General features: G+C 71.0%; 15 protein-coding genes and 1 other RNA gene. 3 read left to right on the top strand and 13 right to left on the bottom strand.

Going from position 1 to position 17,994, the window contains the following annotated elements:
• Positions 1-137: 137 nt before the first annotated feature.
• The 6 genes from EDF47_RS01305 to EDF47_RS01280 all read right to left on the bottom strand — a co-directional run bounded on the left by EDF47_RS01305 (position 138) and on the right by EDF47_RS01280 (position 9,881).
• Positions 138-1,565, bottom strand: a complete 1,428-nt coding sequence (locus EDF47_RS01305) for a UDP-glucose/GDP-mannose dehydrogenase family protein (protein WP_133936650.1) — start codon at positions 1,563-1,565, stop codon at positions 138-140.
• The gene (locus EDF47_RS01300) at positions 1,562-3,181 is read right to left on the bottom strand and encodes a glycosyl hydrolase (RefSeq protein WP_133936651.1); all 1,620 of its coding nucleotides are present in this window, start codon (positions 3,179-3,181) and stop codon (positions 1,562-1,564) included. The genes EDF47_RS01305 and EDF47_RS01300 overlap by 4 nt, the downstream gene beginning before the upstream one ends.
• Positions 3,174-4,775: a glycosyltransferase family 2 protein gene (locus tag EDF47_RS01295; protein ID WP_133936652.1), complete on the bottom strand. Its 1,602-nt coding sequence runs from the start codon at positions 4,773-4,775 to the stop codon at positions 3,174-3,176. Before EDF47_RS01295 ends, EDF47_RS01300 begins: the two co-directional genes overlap by 8 nt.
• 503 nt (positions 4,776-5,278) lie before the next feature.
• The gene (locus EDF47_RS01290) at positions 5,279-8,230 is read right to left on the bottom strand and encodes a bifunctional [glutamine synthetase] adenylyltransferase/[glutamine synthetase]-adenylyl-L-tyrosine phosphorylase (protein ID WP_133936653.1); all 2,952 of its coding nucleotides are present in this window, start codon (positions 8,228-8,230) and stop codon (positions 5,279-5,281) included.
• 13 nt (positions 8,231-8,243) lie between these two features.
• Complete coding sequence (gene glnA, locus EDF47_RS01285; RefSeq protein WP_111087010.1) at positions 8,244-9,581, bottom strand: type I glutamate--ammonia ligase; 1,338 nt, start codon at positions 9,579-9,581, stop codon at positions 8,244-8,246.
• Between the two features lie 120 nt (positions 9,582-9,701).
• On the bottom strand, positions 9,702-9,881 hold the full coding sequence (locus tag EDF47_RS01280; RefSeq protein ID WP_111087009.1) for an SPOR domain-containing protein: 180 nt from the start codon (positions 9,879-9,881) through the stop codon (positions 9,702-9,704).
• A gap of 149 nt (positions 9,882-10,030) precedes the next feature.
• On the opposite strand from EDF47_RS01280, the gene map reads away from it, so the two are divergent.
• The 3 genes from map to rnpB all read left to right on the top strand — a co-directional run bounded on the left by map (position 10,031) and on the right by rnpB (position 12,321).
• Positions 10,031-10,894, top strand: a complete 864-nt coding sequence (gene map / locus EDF47_RS01275; RefSeq protein ID WP_123292854.1) for a type I methionyl aminopeptidase — start codon at positions 10,031-10,033, stop codon at positions 10,892-10,894.
• A 58-nt stretch (positions 10,895-10,952) separates the two neighbouring features.
• On the top strand, positions 10,953-11,702 hold the full coding sequence (ppgK, locus tag EDF47_RS01270) for a polyphosphate--glucose phosphotransferase (RefSeq protein WP_111087008.1): 750 nt from the start codon (positions 10,953-10,955) through the stop codon (positions 11,700-11,702).
• A 258-nt stretch (positions 11,703-11,960) separates the two neighbouring features.
• Positions 11,961-12,321: RNase P RNA component class A (rnpB, locus tag EDF47_RS01265), an RNA gene on the top strand.
• A 297-nt stretch (positions 12,322-12,618) separates the two neighbouring features.
• On the opposite strand, the gene EDF47_RS01260 is transcribed toward rnpB, so the two are convergent.
• From EDF47_RS01260 to EDF47_RS01230, 7 genes are all read right to left on the bottom strand, one after another.
• Positions 12,619-13,353, bottom strand: coding sequence for a hypothetical protein (locus tag EDF47_RS01260; RefSeq protein ID WP_123340505.1), 735 nt, complete (start codon positions 13,351-13,353; stop codon positions 12,619-12,621).
• Positions 13,354-13,355: 2 nt separating this feature from the next.
• Positions 13,356-14,201 carry a Nif3-like dinuclear metal center hexameric protein gene (locus EDF47_RS01255; protein ID WP_131920338.1) on the bottom strand — a complete coding sequence of 282 codons (846 nt, stop codon included), beginning with the start codon at positions 14,199-14,201 and terminating at the stop codon, positions 13,356-13,358.
• 71 nt (positions 14,202-14,272) lie between these two features.
• Positions 14,273-15,373: a hypothetical protein gene (locus EDF47_RS01250; RefSeq protein ID WP_133936654.1), complete on the bottom strand. Its 1,101-nt coding sequence runs from the start codon at positions 15,371-15,373 to the stop codon at positions 14,273-14,275.
• Positions 15,374-15,491: 118 nt separating this feature from the next.
• Complete coding sequence (locus EDF47_RS01245; RefSeq protein ID WP_133936655.1) at positions 15,492-16,118, bottom strand: alpha/beta hydrolase; 627 nt, start codon at positions 16,116-16,118, stop codon at positions 15,492-15,494.
• A gap of 28 nt (positions 16,119-16,146) precedes the next feature.
• Positions 16,147-17,106, bottom strand: coding sequence for an AraC family transcriptional regulator (locus EDF47_RS01240; RefSeq protein ID WP_133936656.1), 960 nt, complete (start codon positions 17,104-17,106; stop codon positions 16,147-16,149).
• Between the two features lie 113 nt (positions 17,107-17,219).
• Positions 17,220-17,633 (bottom strand): ATP-binding protein, encoded by a 414-nt coding sequence (locus EDF47_RS01235; RefSeq protein WP_123292662.1) that lies wholly within the window; start codon positions 17,631-17,633, stop codon positions 17,220-17,222.
• The gene (locus EDF47_RS01230) at positions 17,633-17,968 is read right to left on the bottom strand and encodes an STAS domain-containing protein (RefSeq protein WP_123292661.1); all 336 of its coding nucleotides are present in this window, start codon (positions 17,966-17,968) and stop codon (positions 17,633-17,635) included. The genes EDF47_RS01235 and EDF47_RS01230 overlap by 1 nt, the downstream gene beginning before the upstream one ends.
• Positions 17,969-17,994: the final 26 nt, after the last annotated feature.

The raw sequence follows: 17,994 nt of genomic DNA, 5'->3' as shown, positions 1-17,994 counted from the left end.
GCCGAATCGGGCGTACCTGGTCGAAAGTTCCGACCAGGTACGCCCGTTTCGACCACCTGTGCTCGATCCGACCCGGCACCGCGCACACGGGAACGGGGCCCGTGCCGCCCGGCACGGACCCCGCTTCGCAACGGTGACTAGCGAGCCGTGGCCAACGAGTCGTTCGTCCCCGCTGCGACGCTCACGGGTGCACCCGTGACCGGCGTGGGCCGCCCCAGGGAACGGACGGTCCACCCCGCTTTGACCCAATCGTGGACCGGGAGGCAGTTGCGCGCGTCGATCACGACGCGGCGACCGACGAGGTCACCGAGGGCGACCGGGTCGGCGGTGATGATCTCGTCCCACTCGGTGAGCACCAGGACGACGTCGGCGCCCTCGATCGCGTCCGCCATCGACGCGGCGTAGCTCAACGTCGGGAACGAGCGCTTCGCCGGCTCCATCGCCTCGGGGTCCCAGAGGGTGACCTGGGCGCCGCGCAGGTGGAGTGCAGCGGCCACGTTGAGCGCCGGGGAGTCCCGCACGTCGTCGGTGAGGGGCTTGAACGCGGCGCCGATGACGGCCACGCGACGGTTCAGCACCGATCCCCCGGCCGAGTCGATCGCCATGTCGATGACCCGCTGGCGCTGGCCCATGTTGATCTCGTCGACCTGCTGCATGAGGCCGACGACCTGGCCGGCCCCGATCTCGTTCGCGCGGTACATGAGCGCCCGGATGTCCTTCGGCAGGCACCCGCCGCCGAACCCGAGGCCGGCGTTCAGGAACTTGCGGCCGATGCGGGCGTCGTGGCCGAGGGCGTCGGCGAGGGTCGACACGTCGGCGCCGGTGATCGCGCACATCTCGGAGATCGCGTTGATGAACGAGATCTTCGTGGCGAGGAACGCGTTGGCGCTCACCTTGACGAGCTCCGCGGTGGCGAGGTCCGTGGTGATGACCGGTGTGCCCTCGCCGATCGGCGCGGCGTAGACCTCGCGGATGACGGCGTCGGCAGCCTCGGACGCGCCGCCCCAGACCAGGCGGTCCGGGTGCAGGGTGTCCTCGACGGCCTTGCCCTCGCGGAGGAACTCCGGGTTCCAGATGAGCTCGGCGTCGATCCCCGAGGGGGTGAACTCGCGGACGATGCCGCGCAGTCGCGCCGCGGTGCCGACCGGGACCGTCGACTTGCCGACGATGAGTCCCGGGTGGGTGAGGTTCTCGGCGACGCCGCGGGTGGCGCTCTCGACGTACGCCAGGTTGGCGGCGTGCGAGCCCGCCTTCTGCGGGGTGCCGACGCAGACGAAGTGGACGTCCGCGGCGGCGACGGCCGAGGCGATGTCCGCCGTGAACCGGAGCTTGCCGCTCGCGACGTGCTTCGTGATGAGCTCGGGCAGGCCGGGTTCGAAGAACGGGACCTCGCCGGCGGACAACGCGGCGAGCTTCGCCGGGTCGACGTCCACGCCGATGGTCTCGAAGCCCATCTCGGCCATGGCGGCCGCGTGGGTGGCACCGAGGTAGCCGGTGCCGATGACGCTGATGACGGGTGCGGGACGGGTGTCGGCCTGGTCGGGCGACTTCTTGGACGCGGTCATGGCGTGACCTCCTGCAGGTCGTAGTCGATGTCGTTGCGCTTGATGCCCTCGGCGAAGGCCGCCAGGGAGTCGGCTCGCGAGTTGAGTCGCCAGTCGTTCGTGGTGCGTGTGCCGTCGACGATCGTGGTCGCGGTCTCGCTGAAGTACGCGAAGCCGATGATGTCCGAGTTGGCGGGGTCGGCCAGGGCGTCGAAGAGCGAGTTGATCCACTGGGTCTTCTGGGGGTTCGAGACGCTGCCCCCGGTCTCGGTGGCCCCGATCTCGTTGAGCACGATGCCCTTGCCCGGCGCGACCTGCCGGATCTGTGCGAGCGTCGCACCGAAGGTGTTCTCGAAGGTCGGCTGCTCGGTGGCGTCACGGTAGTAGCCGCTCATGCCGACCCAGTCGACGTACTCGGCGCCCGGGTAGTAGTTCTGCATGTACTCGAGCGTCTGGTACTTCGCGTTGCCGAGCTTGTCGATGCGCGACGGCGACCAGTCCCAGATGGCGTACTGGTTCGCGCCGTTGGCCTGGAAGACGTTCCAGACGTGCTGCCACATCGCGGTGTACGAGCCGGCGGCGTTCTGCTGCTTCGCGGATTCGGACCAGTTGTACCACTGGCCGTTCATCTCGTGGTCGAACCGGATGACGAGCGGCTGGCCGTTCGCCGCCAGGGACTTGGCGTACTGCGTCAGGTAGGCGTCGAACTTGCCGGAGATGACGTCCTCGTTGGTGTAGCCCTCGACGTAGGGCTCGTCGTTGCCCGTCTGCGCGGGCACCGACTCCCACGTCATCATCGGCAGACGTCCGTTCGCCCACGAGCGCTGGACCGCGTTCTGGTTGAAGTCCTGGTCGAAGCCCTGGAAGAAGCCGACCATGTTCGTCGCCTTCCCCACCTCTTGCGAGACCTGGTCGTACTCGGACCAGTTGAACGGGGACTGCGCCGTGTACAGGCCGTACCAACGGGACTGCTGCGCGAGGATGTCCGCCTTGGTCGGGACCGCGACGGGCGTGGTACCCGGGTCGGTCGACGGGCCGGGGTTCGGGTTGGTGACCCCACCGGAACCACCACCCGAGCCGCCGGAGCCACCGGAACCCGACCCACCGGCCGAGGTGCCGCCGGAACCGGAGCCGGAACCGGAGCCGGAACCCGACCCGGACCCGTTGTCGGAGACAGCGGACCCGCCGGACCCGGAACCCGAGCCGGAGCCCGAGGTGCCGGCCCCGTTCGCACCGGAACCCGACGCGGTGACGGAGGACGAGCCTCCCGAGCCCTTCGCGGAACCGAGCTGGGACTGGAGCGACGCGATCTGCGCCTTGAGCTCCGTGATCTGGTCGCCACGCGACCCGGCCTGGGCGGTGCGGGAGTCGAGCTTGCCCTCGAGCGCCCAGATGCGGTCCTGGGCGGCGTCGAGCTGCGTCTGCAGTTCGGCGGCGGACACCTTCTTGGCCTTCGGGGCGGTGACCCCGAGGGCCTGGTGCACGGCGGTGGAGACGGGGCCGGCCGGGGAGACCCAGACCGACCAGGTGATGAGGGCGAGGGCGAGGACGATGGCGGTCGTGCCGACGGCCGTCCAGCGGGCGTGCTTGCTCGACTGCGCCCACCAGGTACTGGAGGAGCGGATGATGTCAGACAATGAGGAAGGCCTCCAGGACGAAGATCGCGATGCCGATGCAGTACGGGATCGCGGCGTACGGGTTGTACCGGCGGGCCTTCACGGGGGCGGTCCGTGGGGCTGCGGGCTGCACTGCTGCTGCGGCAGCGGCCTCGCGCCGGGTCGCGAGCACGGTCGTGGTGGAGCTGGTGGTGGCGTCGGCCCCGAAGAGCTCGTCGAACGCGCGGTCCACGGCCACCTGGTCGCTCCCGAGCGGCACGCGTCCGTCGACGGCCCGGGCACGGTCCGCGGCGTCGATCGGGCTGACCGGGGTCTGGGTGCCGAAGGACGACGGCTGCGCGGCATCGGACGGGTCCTCCTGCATCGGACCGCCGGCGTAGGCACCGGCGCGGGTCCCCCAGCCGGACGCGTGCGCCAGGCGGAAGAAGCCGATGAGCCGGATCGGCATGAGGAAGAACGTCGACACGATGATGAACATCGGCAGGCGGAAGAAGTCACTCGGCTTCTCGGCCAGGTGGCGCATCTGCCGGATGGCCATGCTGAGCACCGACGAGACGACCATCAGGGCGGCGACGTAGACGAAGCCCGTCGAGAAGCCGTACTGCGACAGGATGCCCTGGTACAGGTTCTCGCCCTGCCCGGTGAAGGCCCGGTAGATCCAGCCGGCGATCACACCGAAGAGCATGAACGGCAGGATGATGTCGGTGATGAAGAACGCCGCGAGCACCGGGGCGTGGCCGAGCATCCACGGCAGCATGCGCAACGTGTTGTACTGCGAGCCACGGGCCCAGCGGAGCTGCTGCTTGAACAGCTTCTTCACCTGCAGCGGAGCGTCCGTATAGACCAGCGATGTGTACTGGTAGACCGTCCGGTACCCCTCCTTGAGCGTGAGGTTCGTGAGCGTGCGGTCGTCGGAGACCTCGAGGAACACACCCATGAACTTCTCGTGCATGAACTTGTCCATGACGCGCATCAGGATGCTCCGCCGGAAGGCGATCGTGCGCCCGGGCAGGCAGCCGATCTGCCCGAGGACGCTCTGCGCGGGCATCGAGTAGAGCGCCCGCGAGTTCTCGAGCCAGTCGGCCCAGCGGGTGATCCAGCTGCGCTCGGGTTCGAGGATGCGCTGTCGGGTCGTGACACCGCCGACGGACTCGTCGGCGAACGGCTTGAGGAGTTCCTCGAGCGCGCCGGGGGTCCAGACGGTGTCCGAGTCGACGAGCACCGTGATGTCGCCGTTGGACATCTCGGTGCCGACCTTGACGGCGTTGCGCTTGCCCGGGATGGGCGTGTGCGTCCAGCGGACGAGCGGGGCGAACTCGTCGCAGACGGCTTCGAGCGCCTCGTTGCGGGCGCCGTTGATGACGACGATGATCTCGCCGGGTCGCTGCTCGACCATGCGACCGATGACGTCGCGGAACAGGTCGAGCGGTTCGTCCACGACGGGGACGACGACGCTGGTGGTACCGACGAAGGTGCCGGTGAACGGGCGGTAGCGGGCGGAGATGACGACCTTGACCAACCAGAGCAACCAGATCACCGCGGAGTACACGGCGAACAGGTAGAACTCGGGGTGGCCTTCGACCATCTGCCTGATCTGCAGAATGAAGGTGAACACTGATCCCTGCTTCAACGTTCGAGGTGGAGATTCCGCGACGTTGGGGAATCAGGGTCGGTTCGGGTGACCCCATTGACGCAGAAACCTGAACCCCCGCGCAACGCGACCCCCGTCCGGGGGCGTTTCGAACGCGTTACGGGGTACACACTTGTCCTCATCTCGACCGGGACCGGTGGTCCCCCCTCGTGCTGACAGCACTCCTGCGGACCGCGTTCACCCTGCCACTCACCCTGGTGGGCGGCGATCGCTGCCGGGAGGCGCGGATCACCACCTCGGGAAACCCCTGTTCAGGCCAAGGTGACCGGGCGAGTCGGCGCGGACCTCTGGCACGTCTGCCGGCGGCCCGGCGCGTGGTGGTCACGGCGAAGTAACGACTGACCCGTCTGTCCGGATCGGGGTACAGTCCGAAACGAACGGGGGACGGTGCGCGACACGGGGAATTAACCTGCGACGACTCGTCATCTTCGCGTCCGGGGAGCACGCCCGGGCGTGTCGGTGCGGCGTCAGGCGCCGTAGAACTCGCGCTCGAAGACCTGCCGTGCACGTCGGGTGACGCCGAGGTAGTCCTCTTCCAGCTCGCTTGCCGAGCCGGGCGGGTACTCCATCAGCCGCGCGACGCCCTCGAGCTGGACGCGGTCGACGGGCAGGACGTCGGTGGTCTTCCCCGACCAGAGCACCAGCGCACTGCGCGTCCGCGAGGCGAAGCGCCAAGCAGCCCCGAGACGCTCGCCGTCGTCGGCACTGACGAACCCGGCGGCCACGGCGCCGTCGAGCGCCTCGAGCGTCGAGGTCGTGCGGAGCGCGGGGAACTCGAGGGCGTGCTGCAGCTGCAGGAGCTGGACGAACCACTCGACGTCGCTGAGCGATCCGCGACCGAGCTTCAGGTGGCGAGCCGGATCGGCCCCGCGTGGCAGCCGCTCGGACTCGACGCGGGCCTTGATGCGTCGGACCTCGCGCACCTCGTTCTCGTCGATCCGCTCCGGGTAGCGCGTCCGGTCGGCCAGGTGCTCGAAGTCCCGGAGCAGCTGGGCATCCCCCACGGCGCCACGGGCACGGAGCAGCGCCTGCGCCTCCCACGTCAGCGACCACCGGGCGTAGTAGGCGCCGTAGGACTCGAGCGTGCGCGCCACCGGACCGTTCTTCCCCTCGGGGCGCAGGTCGATGTCGAGGTCGAGCGGGTGGACGGTGTCCTCGGTGAGCCGGTTCAGCTCGCGCACGATGGTCTGTGCCGTCCGGGAGGCCACCTCGGTCGCCAAGTCCGGCGCGCGGTACACGTAGAGGACGTCGGCGTCGGAGCCGAAGCCGAGCTCACGCCCGCCGTAGCGGCCCATCGCGATGATCCCGAACTCGAAGTCCGCGGGGGCGTCCCGTCGGGCGAGCGCGAGGGCCCCGGCGAGCGTCGCCTCGGTCACGTCGCTGAGTGCAGCACCCAGGGCGTCCACGTCGAGGTGGCCGAGCACCGCAGCCATGCCGAGGCGCAGGGTCTCGCGGCGGCGCGCCGAGCGCAGCAGGCTGGCCGCACCGTCGACGTCGTTGCCGTGCCGCGCGGTCGTCGCGGTCATCTCGGCGAGCAACGAGTCCATCGGGCGGGCACGCAGGAGCGACTCGGGCTCGTCGAGCCAGGCGACGGCCTCCGGGAACCGCTCGAGCAGACCGGACAGGAACGCCGACTCCGACAGCACGGTGGTCAGCGAGTGCGCAGCCCCGGACGAGTCGCGGAGCATCCGGAGGAACCAGCTGGACTCCCCCAGGGTGTCGCTGAGCCTTCGGAACGCCAGCAGGGCCCGGTCCGGCGCCGGCCCCTCGGCCATCCACCGCAGGAGCACCGGCAGCAGGTTGCGCTGGATCGCCGCACGCCGGCTCGTGCCCTGTGTGAGCGCCCGGATGTGCCGCAGCGCACCGGGCGGGTCGACGAACCCGACGCCTGCGAGCCGGTCGACGACCTGGTCGTCGGTCAGCACGATCTCACCCTCGGTCGTGGCGACGGCGGACAGCAGCGGACGGTAGAACAGCCGCTCGTGCAGGCCGCGGACCTCGAGCTTGACCGCACGCCACCGGGTCTCGAGGGCCGAGGCCGAGGTGGCCAGACCGCTCGACCGGGCGAGGACGCGGAGTTCTTCCTCGTCGGTCGGCATCAGGTGCGTCCGCTGCAGTCGGCGGAGCTGGATACGGTGCTCGAGGACCCGGAGCAGCGCGTAGTCCGGACCGAAGTGGGCGGCCTCGGCGCGTCCGACGTACCCGGCCGCGGTCAGGGCGTCCATCGCCTCGAGGGTGGAACGGACGCGCACGGACTCGTCGTCACGACCGTGCACGAGCTGCAGGAGCTGCACGGTGAACTCGACGTCGCGCAGGCCGCCCGGACCGAGCTTGAGCTGCCGGTCGACCTCGCCGTCGGGGATGTGGTCGGTGACGCGCTCGCGCATCCGCTGCACCGACTCGACGAACCCGGGGCGCGCCGACGAGCTCCAGACGAACGGTGCGACGGCCTCGGCGTAGCGCGCGCCGAGGTCGGCCGAGCCGGCGATCGGCCGGGCCTTGAGGAGCGCCTGGAACTCCCACGACTTCGCCCAGCGCTCGTAGTACGCGACGTGCGAGTCGAGCGTGCGGACGAGGGCGCCGTCCTTGCCCTCCGGTCGCAGGTTCGCGTCGACCTCCCACAGACCGGGTTCGGCGGCCAGGTCGGTGATCGCGTGGGTCGCGGCGATCGCGATCCGCGTCGAGATGCGGACGGCACGGTCGGTGCCGATGTCGTCGGTGGCCTCGGTGACGAAGATGACGTCGACGTCGCTGACGTAGTTGAGCTCGCGTGCACCGGCCTTGCCCATCGCGATCACCGCGAGCGGGGTCGCAGCGACGTCGGCGGCCGGGAACGGCACCTCGCGCCGGGCGACGTCGACCGCGGCGTCGAGCGCTGCCCCGGCCAGGTCGGCCAGTCCGGCAGCGACGGCCGGGAACGCCTCGGTCGGCGACGAGTGCAGCACGTCGTACAGGGCGATCTGCGCGAGGTGCCGGCGGTACCGCACCCGCAGGCGCATCCGTGCGTCCTCGCCGGTGGCGCCGTCGATCGCCTCGAGCAGGGACGCCGTGTACCGCTCCTGCGACCACGGCGCGACGACGGGCTCGAGCAGCAGTGCGAGTTCGGCAGGACGACGGTGCAGGAACTCGCCGAGGCCGACCGAGGCGCCGAGCAGGCGGATCAGCCGCTCCGTCGCCGCCTCGTCCGTCAGGACGGGGCGGAGCTCATCCGGAGCACGCTCGAGCAGCCGTTCCAGCAGCCGCAGCGCGCCGTCGGGATCCGCGGTGATGCCCCAGAGCGCCGGGGTGCCGCTGACCGGCAGCGGCACGACGGAGCCGAACCGCGCCTCCAGGTCGGCAATCCGCTCCAGGCTCTCCGACAGCTCGGCGAAGCCCAGGCGGGCCAACTCGGAACGCGACGACGTCGTCCGACCGGTCATGTGGTGCGCTCGCTCAGAGGGCGCCGAGGTTGGTGTCGAGCTCGAACGGCGTGACCTGATCGCGGTAGCGCTTCCACTCCTGGCGCTTGTTGAGGAGCACGAAGTTGAACACGTGCTCGCCCAGCGTCTCGGCGACGAGCTCGGAGTCCTCCATCAGGCTGAGGGCGTGGTCGAGGCTCGACGGCAGCTGGCTGTACCCGAGGGCACGACGCTCGGCGTCGGTCAGGCTCCAGACGTCGTGCTCCGCCTCGGCCGGCAGCTCGTACTCTTCCTCGATGCCCTTGAGCCCCGCAGCGAGCAGCAGCGAGTACGCCAGGTACGGGTTCGCCGCCGAGTCGATGCCGCGGTACTCGATGCGCGAGGACTGCCCCTTGTTGGGCTTGTACAGCGGCACGCGCACGAGCGCCGAACGGTTGTTGTGGCCCCACGTCACGAAGGACGGGGCCTCGTCGCCGCCCCAGAGGCGCTTGTACGAGTTCACGAACTGGTTCGTCACCGCGGTGATCTCGGGTGCGTGCTTGAGCACACCGGCGATGAAGTGCTTGGCGGTTCGGGACAGCTGGTACTCGCCGCCGGCCTCGTAGAACGCGTTCTGGTCGCCCTCGAAGAGCGAGACGTGCGTGTGCATGCCCGAACCCGGCTGACCCGAGATCGGCTTCGGCATGAACGTCGCGTAGACGCCCTGCTCGATCGCGACCTCTTTCACGACCGTGCGGAAGGTCATGATGTTGTCCGCCATCGTCAGTGCGTCTGCGTAGCGGAGGTCGATCTCGTTCTGGCCAGGCCCGGCCTCGTGGTGGCTGAACTCCACCGAGATGCCGAGGTCCTCGAGCATCCGGACGGAACGGCGACGGAAGTCGTGGGCGCTGCCGCCGGGGACGTTGTCGAAGTAGCCGGCCTGGTCGACGGGCTGCGGCCCGCCGTCCTTCCACTCGCGGCTCTTGAGCAGGTAGAACTCGATCTCGGGGTGCGTGTAGAACGTGAAGCCACGCTCGCTCGCCCGGGCCAGCGTGCGCTTCAGCACGTTGCGCGGGTCGGCGACGGCGGGCTGGCCGTCCGGCGTCGTGATGTCGCAGAACATCCGCGCGGTCGGGTCGACCTCGCCGCGCCACGGCAGGATCTGGAACGTCGAGGGGTCCGGGTGCGCGAGCACGTCGGCCTCGTACGAGCGGGACAGGCCCTCGATCGCGGAACCGTCGAACCCGATGCCCTCGGCGAAGGCGCCCTCGACCTCGGCCGGGGCGATCGCCACCGACTTCAGCGTCCCGATGACGTCCGTGAACCAGAGTCGGATGAACTTGATGCCGCGCTCCTCGATGGTGCGGAGCACGAAGTCCGTCTGCTTGTCCATGCACGACCTTTCCGTGTATCGGGTGGCCGCGGGCGGGCCTCGTCCCAGGCTAGTGGTCCCGCGGCGTGCGCGGGGCCGTGCGACGCGTCAGTGGTCCGTCACCGTGCCGTCACCGGTGCGTCACTGGTCGTCGGCGTCCCACTTCTCGTTGTTCGCCGCGATCCGGTCGAGCGCGTGCTGCGCTTCCTCGCGCGTGTCGAACGGGCCGATGCGGTCGCGCTGCGGGGACTGCGGACCCTGCTCGACCTGGCCGGTCTTGTCGTTGAACCACCACTGGGACTCGATGCGTTCGTCGCTCATGTCGCCCACCGTACCCAGGTGACGGCCTGGAGGCCCGGTGCCGGCCCGGCGGACCGGCGCCGGGCCTCCAGACGGTCACGCCCACCCCGTCGGGCCGCACCGTGGGGCGGTTGCGCTCGGCGCGTCGCGCCGCGGCTAGAGTGGTCGGCATGCCCCGGGACGAACACGGACACCTGACCGCCGGCCGCGTCTCCCCGCTCCGGACCGTCCCGAAGGACATCGAACGCCCGGAGTACGTCGGCAAGGTCGAACCGCACGAGCACGGCCTCGGTGACACGTACTCCCCCGACGAGGTCGAGCGCATCCGCACCGCCGGCCGCATCGCGTCCCAGGCCATCGACGCCGTCGGCGCGGCGATCCGTCCCGGCGTGACCACCGACGAACTCGACCGCATCGGCCACGATTTCGTCGTCGCACACGGCGCCTACCCGTCGACGCTCGGGTACCGCGGGTACCCGAAGTCACTGTGCTCGAGCCTCAACGAGGTCATCTGCCACGGCATCCCGGACGACACCGTCCTGCAGGAGGGCGACCTCGTCAACATCGACATCACCGCCTACAAGGACGGGATGCACGGCGACACGAACCGCACGTTCATCGTCGGGCAGGCGTCGCAGGAGGTGTCGGACCTGGTGACGCGGACCGAAGAGGCGCTCCGACGCGGCATCAAGGCCGTCGCCCCCGGCCGGCAGGTGAACGTCATCGGCCGCGCCATCGAGGCGTACGCGAAGCGCTTCGGCTACGGAGTCGTCCGCGACTACACCGGCCACGGCGTCGGTCGTGCCTTCCACTCCGGCCTGATCATCCCGCACTACGACGCGCCGCAGTACGACGACGTCATCGAGCAGGGCATGGTGTTCACCATCGAGCCCATGTTGACCCTCGGCGGGATCGAGGCCGACATCTGGTCCGACGACTGGACGGTCTCGACGCGCGACAAGTCGTGGACCGCACAGTTCGAGCACACCCTCGTCGTCACCGAACGCGGCGCGGAGCTCCTCACCGTCTCCTGACCGGACACCCCTTCCTGACCGGGCACTCCGGCAGGCAACCGAAAGGCACGACAACCTCATGACCTCCCTCGCAGTCGGCGTCGACATCGGTGGTACGGGCATCAAGGGCGCGATCGTCGACGTCGCGTCCGGTGAACTGACCACGGACCGCATCAAGAAGGCCACCCCGGAAGGCGGGAAGCCCCACGACATCACCGCCGTCGTCGCCTCGATCCTCGACGAACTCGCACCCGCGGCCGACGTCCCCGTCGGCGTGTGCTTCCCCGCGATCGTGCGGGACGGCAAGACCATGTCGGCCGCGAACGTCTCGAAGAAGTGGATCGGCTTCGAGGCCGAAGCGCTGTTCGAGAAGGAGCTCGGCCGCGCGATCCACTTCGTCAACGACGCCGACGCCGCCGGGTTCGCCGAGCAGCAGTTCGGCGCGGCGAAGGGCAAGGACGGCCTGGTGATCGTCACGACGCTGGGCACCGGGATCGGCAGCGCGCTCATCAACGACGGCGTGCTCATCGTGAACTCGGAGCTCGGACACCTGGAGATCGACGGGCACGACGCCGAGTCGCGCGCGTCCTTCGCTGCCAAGGAGCGCGACGACCTGTCGTGGAAGCACTGGGCGAAGCGCCTGCAGACCTACTACTCGACGCTCGAGGCCCTGCTCTCCCCCGAGCTCTTCGTCGTCGGTGGCGGCGTGTCGAAGCAGTACGAGGAGTTCCTGCCGCTGCTCGACCTGCAGGCGGAGATCATCCCCGCGACGCTGCGCAACAACGCCGGCATCATCGGCGCCGCGACCCTGGCTGCCCGGAGCGCCTGACCCGGCGGTCGGACGGTCGGACGGTCGGACCTGCACTGGCCTGCACCGTGCGGCGCGGGAGGTGTTCGGTGCGGTTCGACGCGCCCGGCCGCTGGCGCCGAGGTTCCACGACTCGCCGTCTGCGGTGCGCCGAGGTTCGACGGAGCCCCCTCGTGCGCGCCGACATGCCGAGATTTCGGAACCTCGGGGCACGGGAACGGACACGGGCGCGGGTGGGGGCGGGCAGGGACGCGGGGCCGGTAGACTCGGACCTGCGAATGGGTCGGTGAGACGGTCGCGTCACTCCCCCGGGAGTGCCGAGGAACGTCCGGGCTCCACAGAGCAGGGCGGTGGGTAACACCCACCCGGAGCAATCCGCGAGACAGTGCCACAGAAAGCAGACCGCCGGCGGCAACGTCGGTAAGGGTGAAACGGTGGTGTAAGAGACCACCAGGGGTCCGGGTGACCGGATCCGCTCGGTAAACCTCGCCCGGAGCAAGGTCAGACAGAGGACGCTGAGGCTGCTCGCCGAGTCCTCGGGTAGACCGCTGGAGGCCGACGGCAACGTCGGTCCGAGAGAGATGGCCGTCACCGCCGTGCAAGCGGCGGGACAGAACCCGGCGTACGGCCGGCCCATTCGCCCCACTTGCAGCGCTCGCGATCCCGTGCGAGGTTGACCACTCCGTGCGCCGCAACAACGCCGCACCGAGCGTGCAAGCTCGCACCAGGCGAGAGACCCCGCACCGTGCACCGCCACACCCCGAGCCCGCGCCTGCGCCGACAGACCGGCACGGTGCGACGTTCGCGAACCCGTGCGAGGTTAACCACTCCGTGCGCCGCAACAAGCTCGCACCGAGCGTGCAAGCTCGCACCAGGCGACAGACGGGAGGCGCGGTGCCAGCTGGCACCGCGCCTGCCGTCGGCAGCGTGCGAGCGCCTACAGCCCCGACTCGGCGGTCCGCACCAGGATCGCGTCGCTGTCCGGGCACAGCACGACGTCGTCCGGCGCGGCCCGGCGGATGTCCTGCAGGTCCGAGTTGTTCAGCGCCACGCCCGAGGCCGTCGACACCCCACCCTGCAGCAGCGACGCACCGAAGCCGTAGCGAGCACGCTGCCGGTCGTAGAGCGCGAGCAGCTCGGCCGGCACCTTCGCGGCGACGTCGGCACGGGCCTGCTCGGCGGATGCACGGTCGGACGACAGCCGCGCGATCTCGGCGTCACGCTCGGCGACCAGGCCGGAGCGGGCGGCCTCGACGTCGGCGAGCTGCGCCTCGATGTCGCCGACCCGGGCGCGGAGGCCGTCGAGGTTCTCCATGACCTCGAGCTCGGCGGTCTCGAGGCCACCGATGCGCCGCTGCAGCGACTCCAGCTCGTTCTGCAGCCCGGTCGCGTCCTTCGAGTTCGACACGTTCTGCAGCATCGTGGTGTCGCGCTCGACGCGGGCCTGCGCGGTGGCGGTGTCGGACTCCAGGCGGGCGAGTTCGCGTTCGGCGTCCTCGACCAGGCCGGTCGCGGCGACGAGTTCGCTGCGCAGCCCGGCGGCCTTGGTGCCGAGTCCGGTGAGCTGGTCGCCCTTCTGCAGCGACGTGATGCGGTGCGCGATGCGGGTGACGTCGTTGTCGAGTCGTTGGACGTCGAGGAGGATGACCTGGTCCTCGGGTGCTGCCTTCATGGTCAGACTCCTTCAGTGGGGGTGGTGGGTTCGGCCGCCGGCAGGACGGCGAAGTCCCACGGGTCGGTGCGGAGGTCGCTCACGGTGACCCGGACACCTGCGGCCTGGCGCAGTTGCGCGGCCGCGACGTCGAGCCAGAGCCACTCGGTAGCCCAGTGCGAGGTGTCGATGAGGGCGGGACCGCCGCCGAGCAGCGCCTGTTCGCGGAACTCGGACGCCGGGTGGTGGCGGAGGTCGCTCGTGATGTACACGTCGGCAGCGAGGACGGCGGGGTGGCCGAGCAGCGAGTCCCCCGCGCCGGCGCACAGTGCCACGGTGCGGACGGGCTGGTCGAAGTCGCCGGACACCCGGACCCCGGTCGCGGTGGGCGGCAGCAGGTCGACGAGTTTCCGTGCCAGGGCGCCGAGGGTCGTGCCCTCGGCGAGGACCCCGACGCGGCCGATGCCCGTCGCGGGGTCGGCGCCCGCGTCGAGCGGACGCTGGTCGGTGAGGCCGATCCGGTCGGCGAGCACGGCCGAGGTACCGGTGGTGACGACGTCGGCGTTGGTGTGGGCCGCGATCAGGGCGCTGCCACCGCGCACGAGGGTCGCGAGGACGCTGCCCTTGTACGTCGACTCGGCGATCGTCGTGACGCCGCGGAGCAGGAGCGGGTGGTGCGTGAGCAGGAGCCCGGCACCGAGCTCGACCGCTTCACGTGCGGTCGCGGGGACGGCGTCGACGGCCAGGTGGACGTGCTCGACGGTGGCGTCCGGGTCCCCGGCGACCAGCCCGACGGCGTCCCACGACTCGGCTCCTGCGGCGGGCCACAGGTCTTCGATCACGGCCTGGAGTTCGCGGAGCGTCGGCATCCGGTCAGTCTACCGAGGCGACCGCGTCGGCACCGGCAGCCGGTCCGCGCGGGGTGATCCGGGCCTCCCGGTCAGCGGCGACCGAGCGCACGGAGCAGGCCGGCGACGAGTCGCGACCACCAGCCGGGCCGGGCCGGCTCGTCGGTACCGGTTTCGGTGTCGGTGTCGACTCTCGCCGGTGCGGCCGTCGCGACGACGGGCACGGCGATCACGTTCGGCAACACGACGGGCGTGCTCGCGGTCGTGCCCTGGTGAGCGGTGAGAGCGGCCGCGAACGCGGCACGGTCGATGACCGTCGGCCCGGTGGCGGGCTGGACGAGCGGAGTGGGTCGCGTGTTCGCGGACACCGGTGACACGGCCGGGAGGCCCAGCACCGGTCGCACGGGCTCGTCGCGTTCCGGGGCGACCAGCGCCACGGCCGGGGTCGCCGTGACGACGTCGGCTCCCGGTGCGGCTGCTGCCACCGGTGCGGGGCGGACCACGGCCACCGTGGGAGCGGGGGCGACGCCGGTCACGACGGCGACCGGAGCGGTCGCGGCACGGCGGGCGGCTGCACGGTCGCGACGGTCCGACTCGGCGGCGGCGTCCTCGAGCAGGTCCGCGAAGACGGTCTGGGCGAAGGCGCGGGCTGCGGTGACCTCGGGGTCGTCCGCGCCGTCGACGGTGGCCTCCCAGGCGGCGAGGCGGGCGAGGTCCTCGTCGCGGCGACGGACCTCGTCCTCGAGCAAGACGATCCGCTCGATGGTGCTGCGACCGGTGGACGACGAGACCTCGATCGCGAGGTCCTCGATGCGCAGGGCGAGACGCTCCGGCGGTTCGGGGAACGACGGTGCGCAGACGGCGGCGTGCCGGGCGCGGTCGCGGCGGAACGCTGGGGCTGCGGGCGCGGTGGTGGCTTCGGGCGCAGTGCTGGCTTCATGCGCGGTGCTGGCTTCAGGCGCGGTGCTGGCTTCGGGCGCGGCGACTGCTGCAGCCGCGCTGCTGGGGTCCGGCGTCCGGACGGCGGTGGCGTCGGCCACGGCGCCGGGGCGCTGCACCGGGCCGGTGACGGGCGGGACCACGAGGTCCGCCACGTACGGCGTGCGCGTCGCCGGGGCGTCGCGGAGCCACTCCTCGACCTCGCGACCGAACGGGTCAACGAGGGGGGTGCGTGCACCGGACTGGGTCTCCATGTCCGAAGGATAAATATCGCGCGCGCCGAAACTCGGGACATCCGCGGTGTGTCGCAGCAATCCCTGCCATATCGCCCCGAACGTGAACGGCGTGTCGCCCGTCGCCCCGGGGGTCGGGTCAGAGCGTCCGCTCGAACGCGCCGAGGAGCTCCCGACCGGCGGGCCAGGCGCCGACACCGCTGGCGACGTTGACGTGGCCGAGCGGGCCGACCCGGAGTACCGCGGCCCCCATCGTCTCCGCGAACGCCAGAGAACGGTCGGCGGTGCAGTACGGGTCGTCGTCGCTCACCACCAGGCGGGTCGGAACGCGGGCCGCTGCGGTGCCGGCCGGGATCGGGCGGGGCGCGGCGAACCCGGAGGCGGCCACGGGGAAGCCCGGTGCCGCGGGGTCCGGCGGCGCGACGAGGAAGGCGCCGGCGACGGCGGGACCGGCGGCGCCGGCGACGGCGGGACCGGCGGCGCCTGCGACGGCTGCGGCGTCTGCAGCGTCTGCGGCGGCGGCGACGAGCCAGTCGGCGACGGCGAGCACGCCCAGGCTGTGCGCGACGAGCACCGGCGGTTCGGCGCACGACGCGACCGCGCGGGAGATGGCGTCTCGCCAGTCCCCCGGGTCCGGCTCACCCCAGGACGCCGGTGCGATGCGGACGGCGTCGTTGCCGCGCTCCCGCTGCCAGACGGACTGCCAGTGCTCCGCGTCGGAGTTCCAGATCCCGGGCACGATCACCCACGGTCGAGGTCTGCTCACCCGGGCAGCGTAGCGAACCCGGACGGACCTAGCGCTGCAGGGTGTCGCGCGGGTACTCGGAGAAGCGCGCTGCGTACGCCGCCGAGAACCGGCCGAGGTGTGCGAAGCCCCACCGCATCGCCACGCTCGCCACGGTCAGGTCGCCCGTCGACGCACGGCGGAGCTCCTCGCGCACCCGATCGAGACGTATCCCGCGCAGCATCGCGTTCGGGGCTGTGCCGACCTGCCGCTGGAACGCCTGCTGCAGGCCACGGACGCTCAACCCGACGTGCTCGGCGACGTCGGTGGTCGAGATCGGCGTGTGGGCGAAGGCGTGCATGTACTCGACGGCCTCGCGGACACGGCCCGTGGCGCCCTGCGGCAGGGGGATGTCCGGGGCCAGCAGCTTGTGCGGGAAGGTCCGGAGCAGGGACTGGGCGGTGTCCCGTGCGACCTCGGCCAGGGCGAGCGAACTGACCGACGCCCGACCGAGCACGACCGCCGCGGCACGCTGGACCTGCACGTTCCAGCCCCGCAGGTCGGCCGTGCGCGGCGTCGCCGTGTGGTCGAAGACGAGTGGGCCCGGCTGCGCACCGTGGACCTCGGCCGCGACGCGCTCCAGGGCGGTGCGGTCGAACTGCACCAGGCTCTGCCGGACGTCCTGCAGGTCGAAGGCGAAGGGACGGCCGGTCGGGAACATCATCGGGGTTGCGGGCGCGAACGCGACCTCTTGCCGGCCGATGTCGACGCGCCCGCCGCCGTCCGTGGTCCACATGACGACGTACTCGTCGCGGACGTCCAGCTCACCCTGCATCCGCGCGTCGAACCGGGTCGACCGGAACGACATCACGTCGTCGCCGACGACGCGGAAACGGTACGCGAACGGACGCTCCGTGCGGGTCGCGGTGAAGCCCACACTGGCGTAGGCGTCCTCGTACATGTGCACGGCAGCGTCGAGATCGGCCCCCGACGTCTCGAAGCTGATCCTGGGATCCGGTTCGGCTGTCATCGCGCGAATCGTGACACGGCGGCCAGGAACCCCGGGAATCCCCCGCGGCACCTTGCGGATTGTGGCCCACGGAGTGCGCGAGACGGACGAAGCGACGGGTCACGTGGTGGCGGTCAGTGACGGGCGCGCAGGACCGTCCACCGGTTCTCGTCGGCGATCCGCTCGTACCGCAGGTCGTCCACGACCATCCGGACCAGGGCGAGTCCGCGGCCGCTCTCGGCGAGTCCGTCGGGCAACTCGGCCGACTCGGTGTCCACGGCGGCGGCGACGCCGTCGTCGGAGAGCAGTGCGGCGAACCGGTCCGCTCCGATCTCGAGGCGCAGGCGGCAGGAGACGCCCTCCGGGCGTGTCCCGTGCTCGATCACGTTCGAGGTCAGTTCGACGATCGCGAGTTCGAGGGCCATCCGGTCCTCGACGGAGACCGTGGGCTCGTGCTGCCACACGCCCGCCAGGAACTCGTGCACGGCGGACACGTCGTCCGGCGGGCACGACAACGCGAGCGTGTGCTCGGCAGCCGGGGCGGTCATCACCAGTCGGTGACCGCAGCGTCCCCGTCGGGGTACGTGCGGAGGATCTTGTCGATGTTGGAGAGCTGCAGGACCATCTGCACCTGCTCGGACGGCGCTGCGATGCGGAGGTCGCCGCCCGCCTGCCGCGCGGTCTTCAGGCTGCCGACCAGCGCGCCGAGCCCGGACGAGTCCATGAACTCGACACCGGAGAGCTCGACCACGACGCGGGCACGTCCGTTGTCGACGACCTTCGCGACCGCCTCGCGGAACTCGGGGGCGGACACCATGTTGAGGCGCCCGCTGCACTCGAGTACCGCGGTGTCGGGCTGCGCTTCGTGTACGACGATGTCCATGCCGGGTGGTCTCCTCTGATCGGTGC

This window comes from Curtobacterium sp. PhB190 (assembly GCF_004365385.1).
GTDB lineage: Bacteria > Actinomycetota > Actinomycetes > Actinomycetales > Microbacteriaceae > Curtobacterium.
This window is presented reverse-complemented; position numbering and strand designations above follow the sequence as displayed.

Bases quoted from the DNA above. Each gene is read 5' to 3' on its own strand.
- EDF47_RS01230 (WP_123292661.1), bottom strand. From the start codon at position 17,968: ATGGACATCGTCGTACACGAAGCGCAGCCCGACACCGCGGTACTCGAG.
- EDF47_RS01260 (WP_123340505.1), bottom strand. From the start codon at position 13,353: ATGAAGGCAGCACCCGAGGACCAGGTCATCCTCCTCGACGTCCAACGA.
- EDF47_RS01240 (WP_133936656.1), bottom strand. From the start codon at position 17,106: ATGACAGCCGAACCGGATCCCAGGATCAGCTTCGAGACGTCGGGGGCC.
- ppgK (WP_111087008.1), top strand. From the start codon at position 10,953: ATGACCTCCCTCGCAGTCGGCGTCGACATCGGTGGTACGGGCATCAAG.
- map (WP_123292854.1), top strand. From the start codon at position 10,031: ATGCCCCGGGACGAACACGGACACCTGACCGCCGGCCGCGTCTCCCCG.
- EDF47_RS01290 (WP_133936653.1), bottom strand. From the start codon at position 8,230: ATGACCGGTCGGACGACGTCGTCGCGTTCCGAGTTGGCCCGCCTGGGC.
- glnA (WP_111087010.1), bottom strand. From the start codon at position 9,581: ATGGACAAGCAGACGGACTTCGTGCTCCGCACCATCGAGGAGCGCGGC.
- EDF47_RS01255 (WP_131920338.1), bottom strand. From the start codon at position 14,201: ATGCCGACGCTCCGCGAACTCCAGGCCGTGATCGAAGACCTGTGGCCC.
- EDF47_RS01250 (WP_133936654.1), bottom strand. From the start codon at position 15,373: ATGGAGACCCAGTCCGGTGCACGCACCCCCCTCGTTGACCCGTTCGGT.
- EDF47_RS01235 (WP_123292662.1), bottom strand. From the start codon at position 17,633: ATGACCGCCCCGGCTGCCGAGCACACGCTCGCGTTGTCGTGCCCGCCG.
- EDF47_RS01305 (WP_133936650.1), bottom strand. From the start codon at position 1,565: ATGACCGCGTCCAAGAAGTCGCCCGACCAGGCCGACACCCGTCCCGCA.
- EDF47_RS01280 (WP_111087009.1), bottom strand. From the start codon at position 9,881: ATGAGCGACGAACGCATCGAGTCCCAGTGGTGGTTCAACGACAAGACC.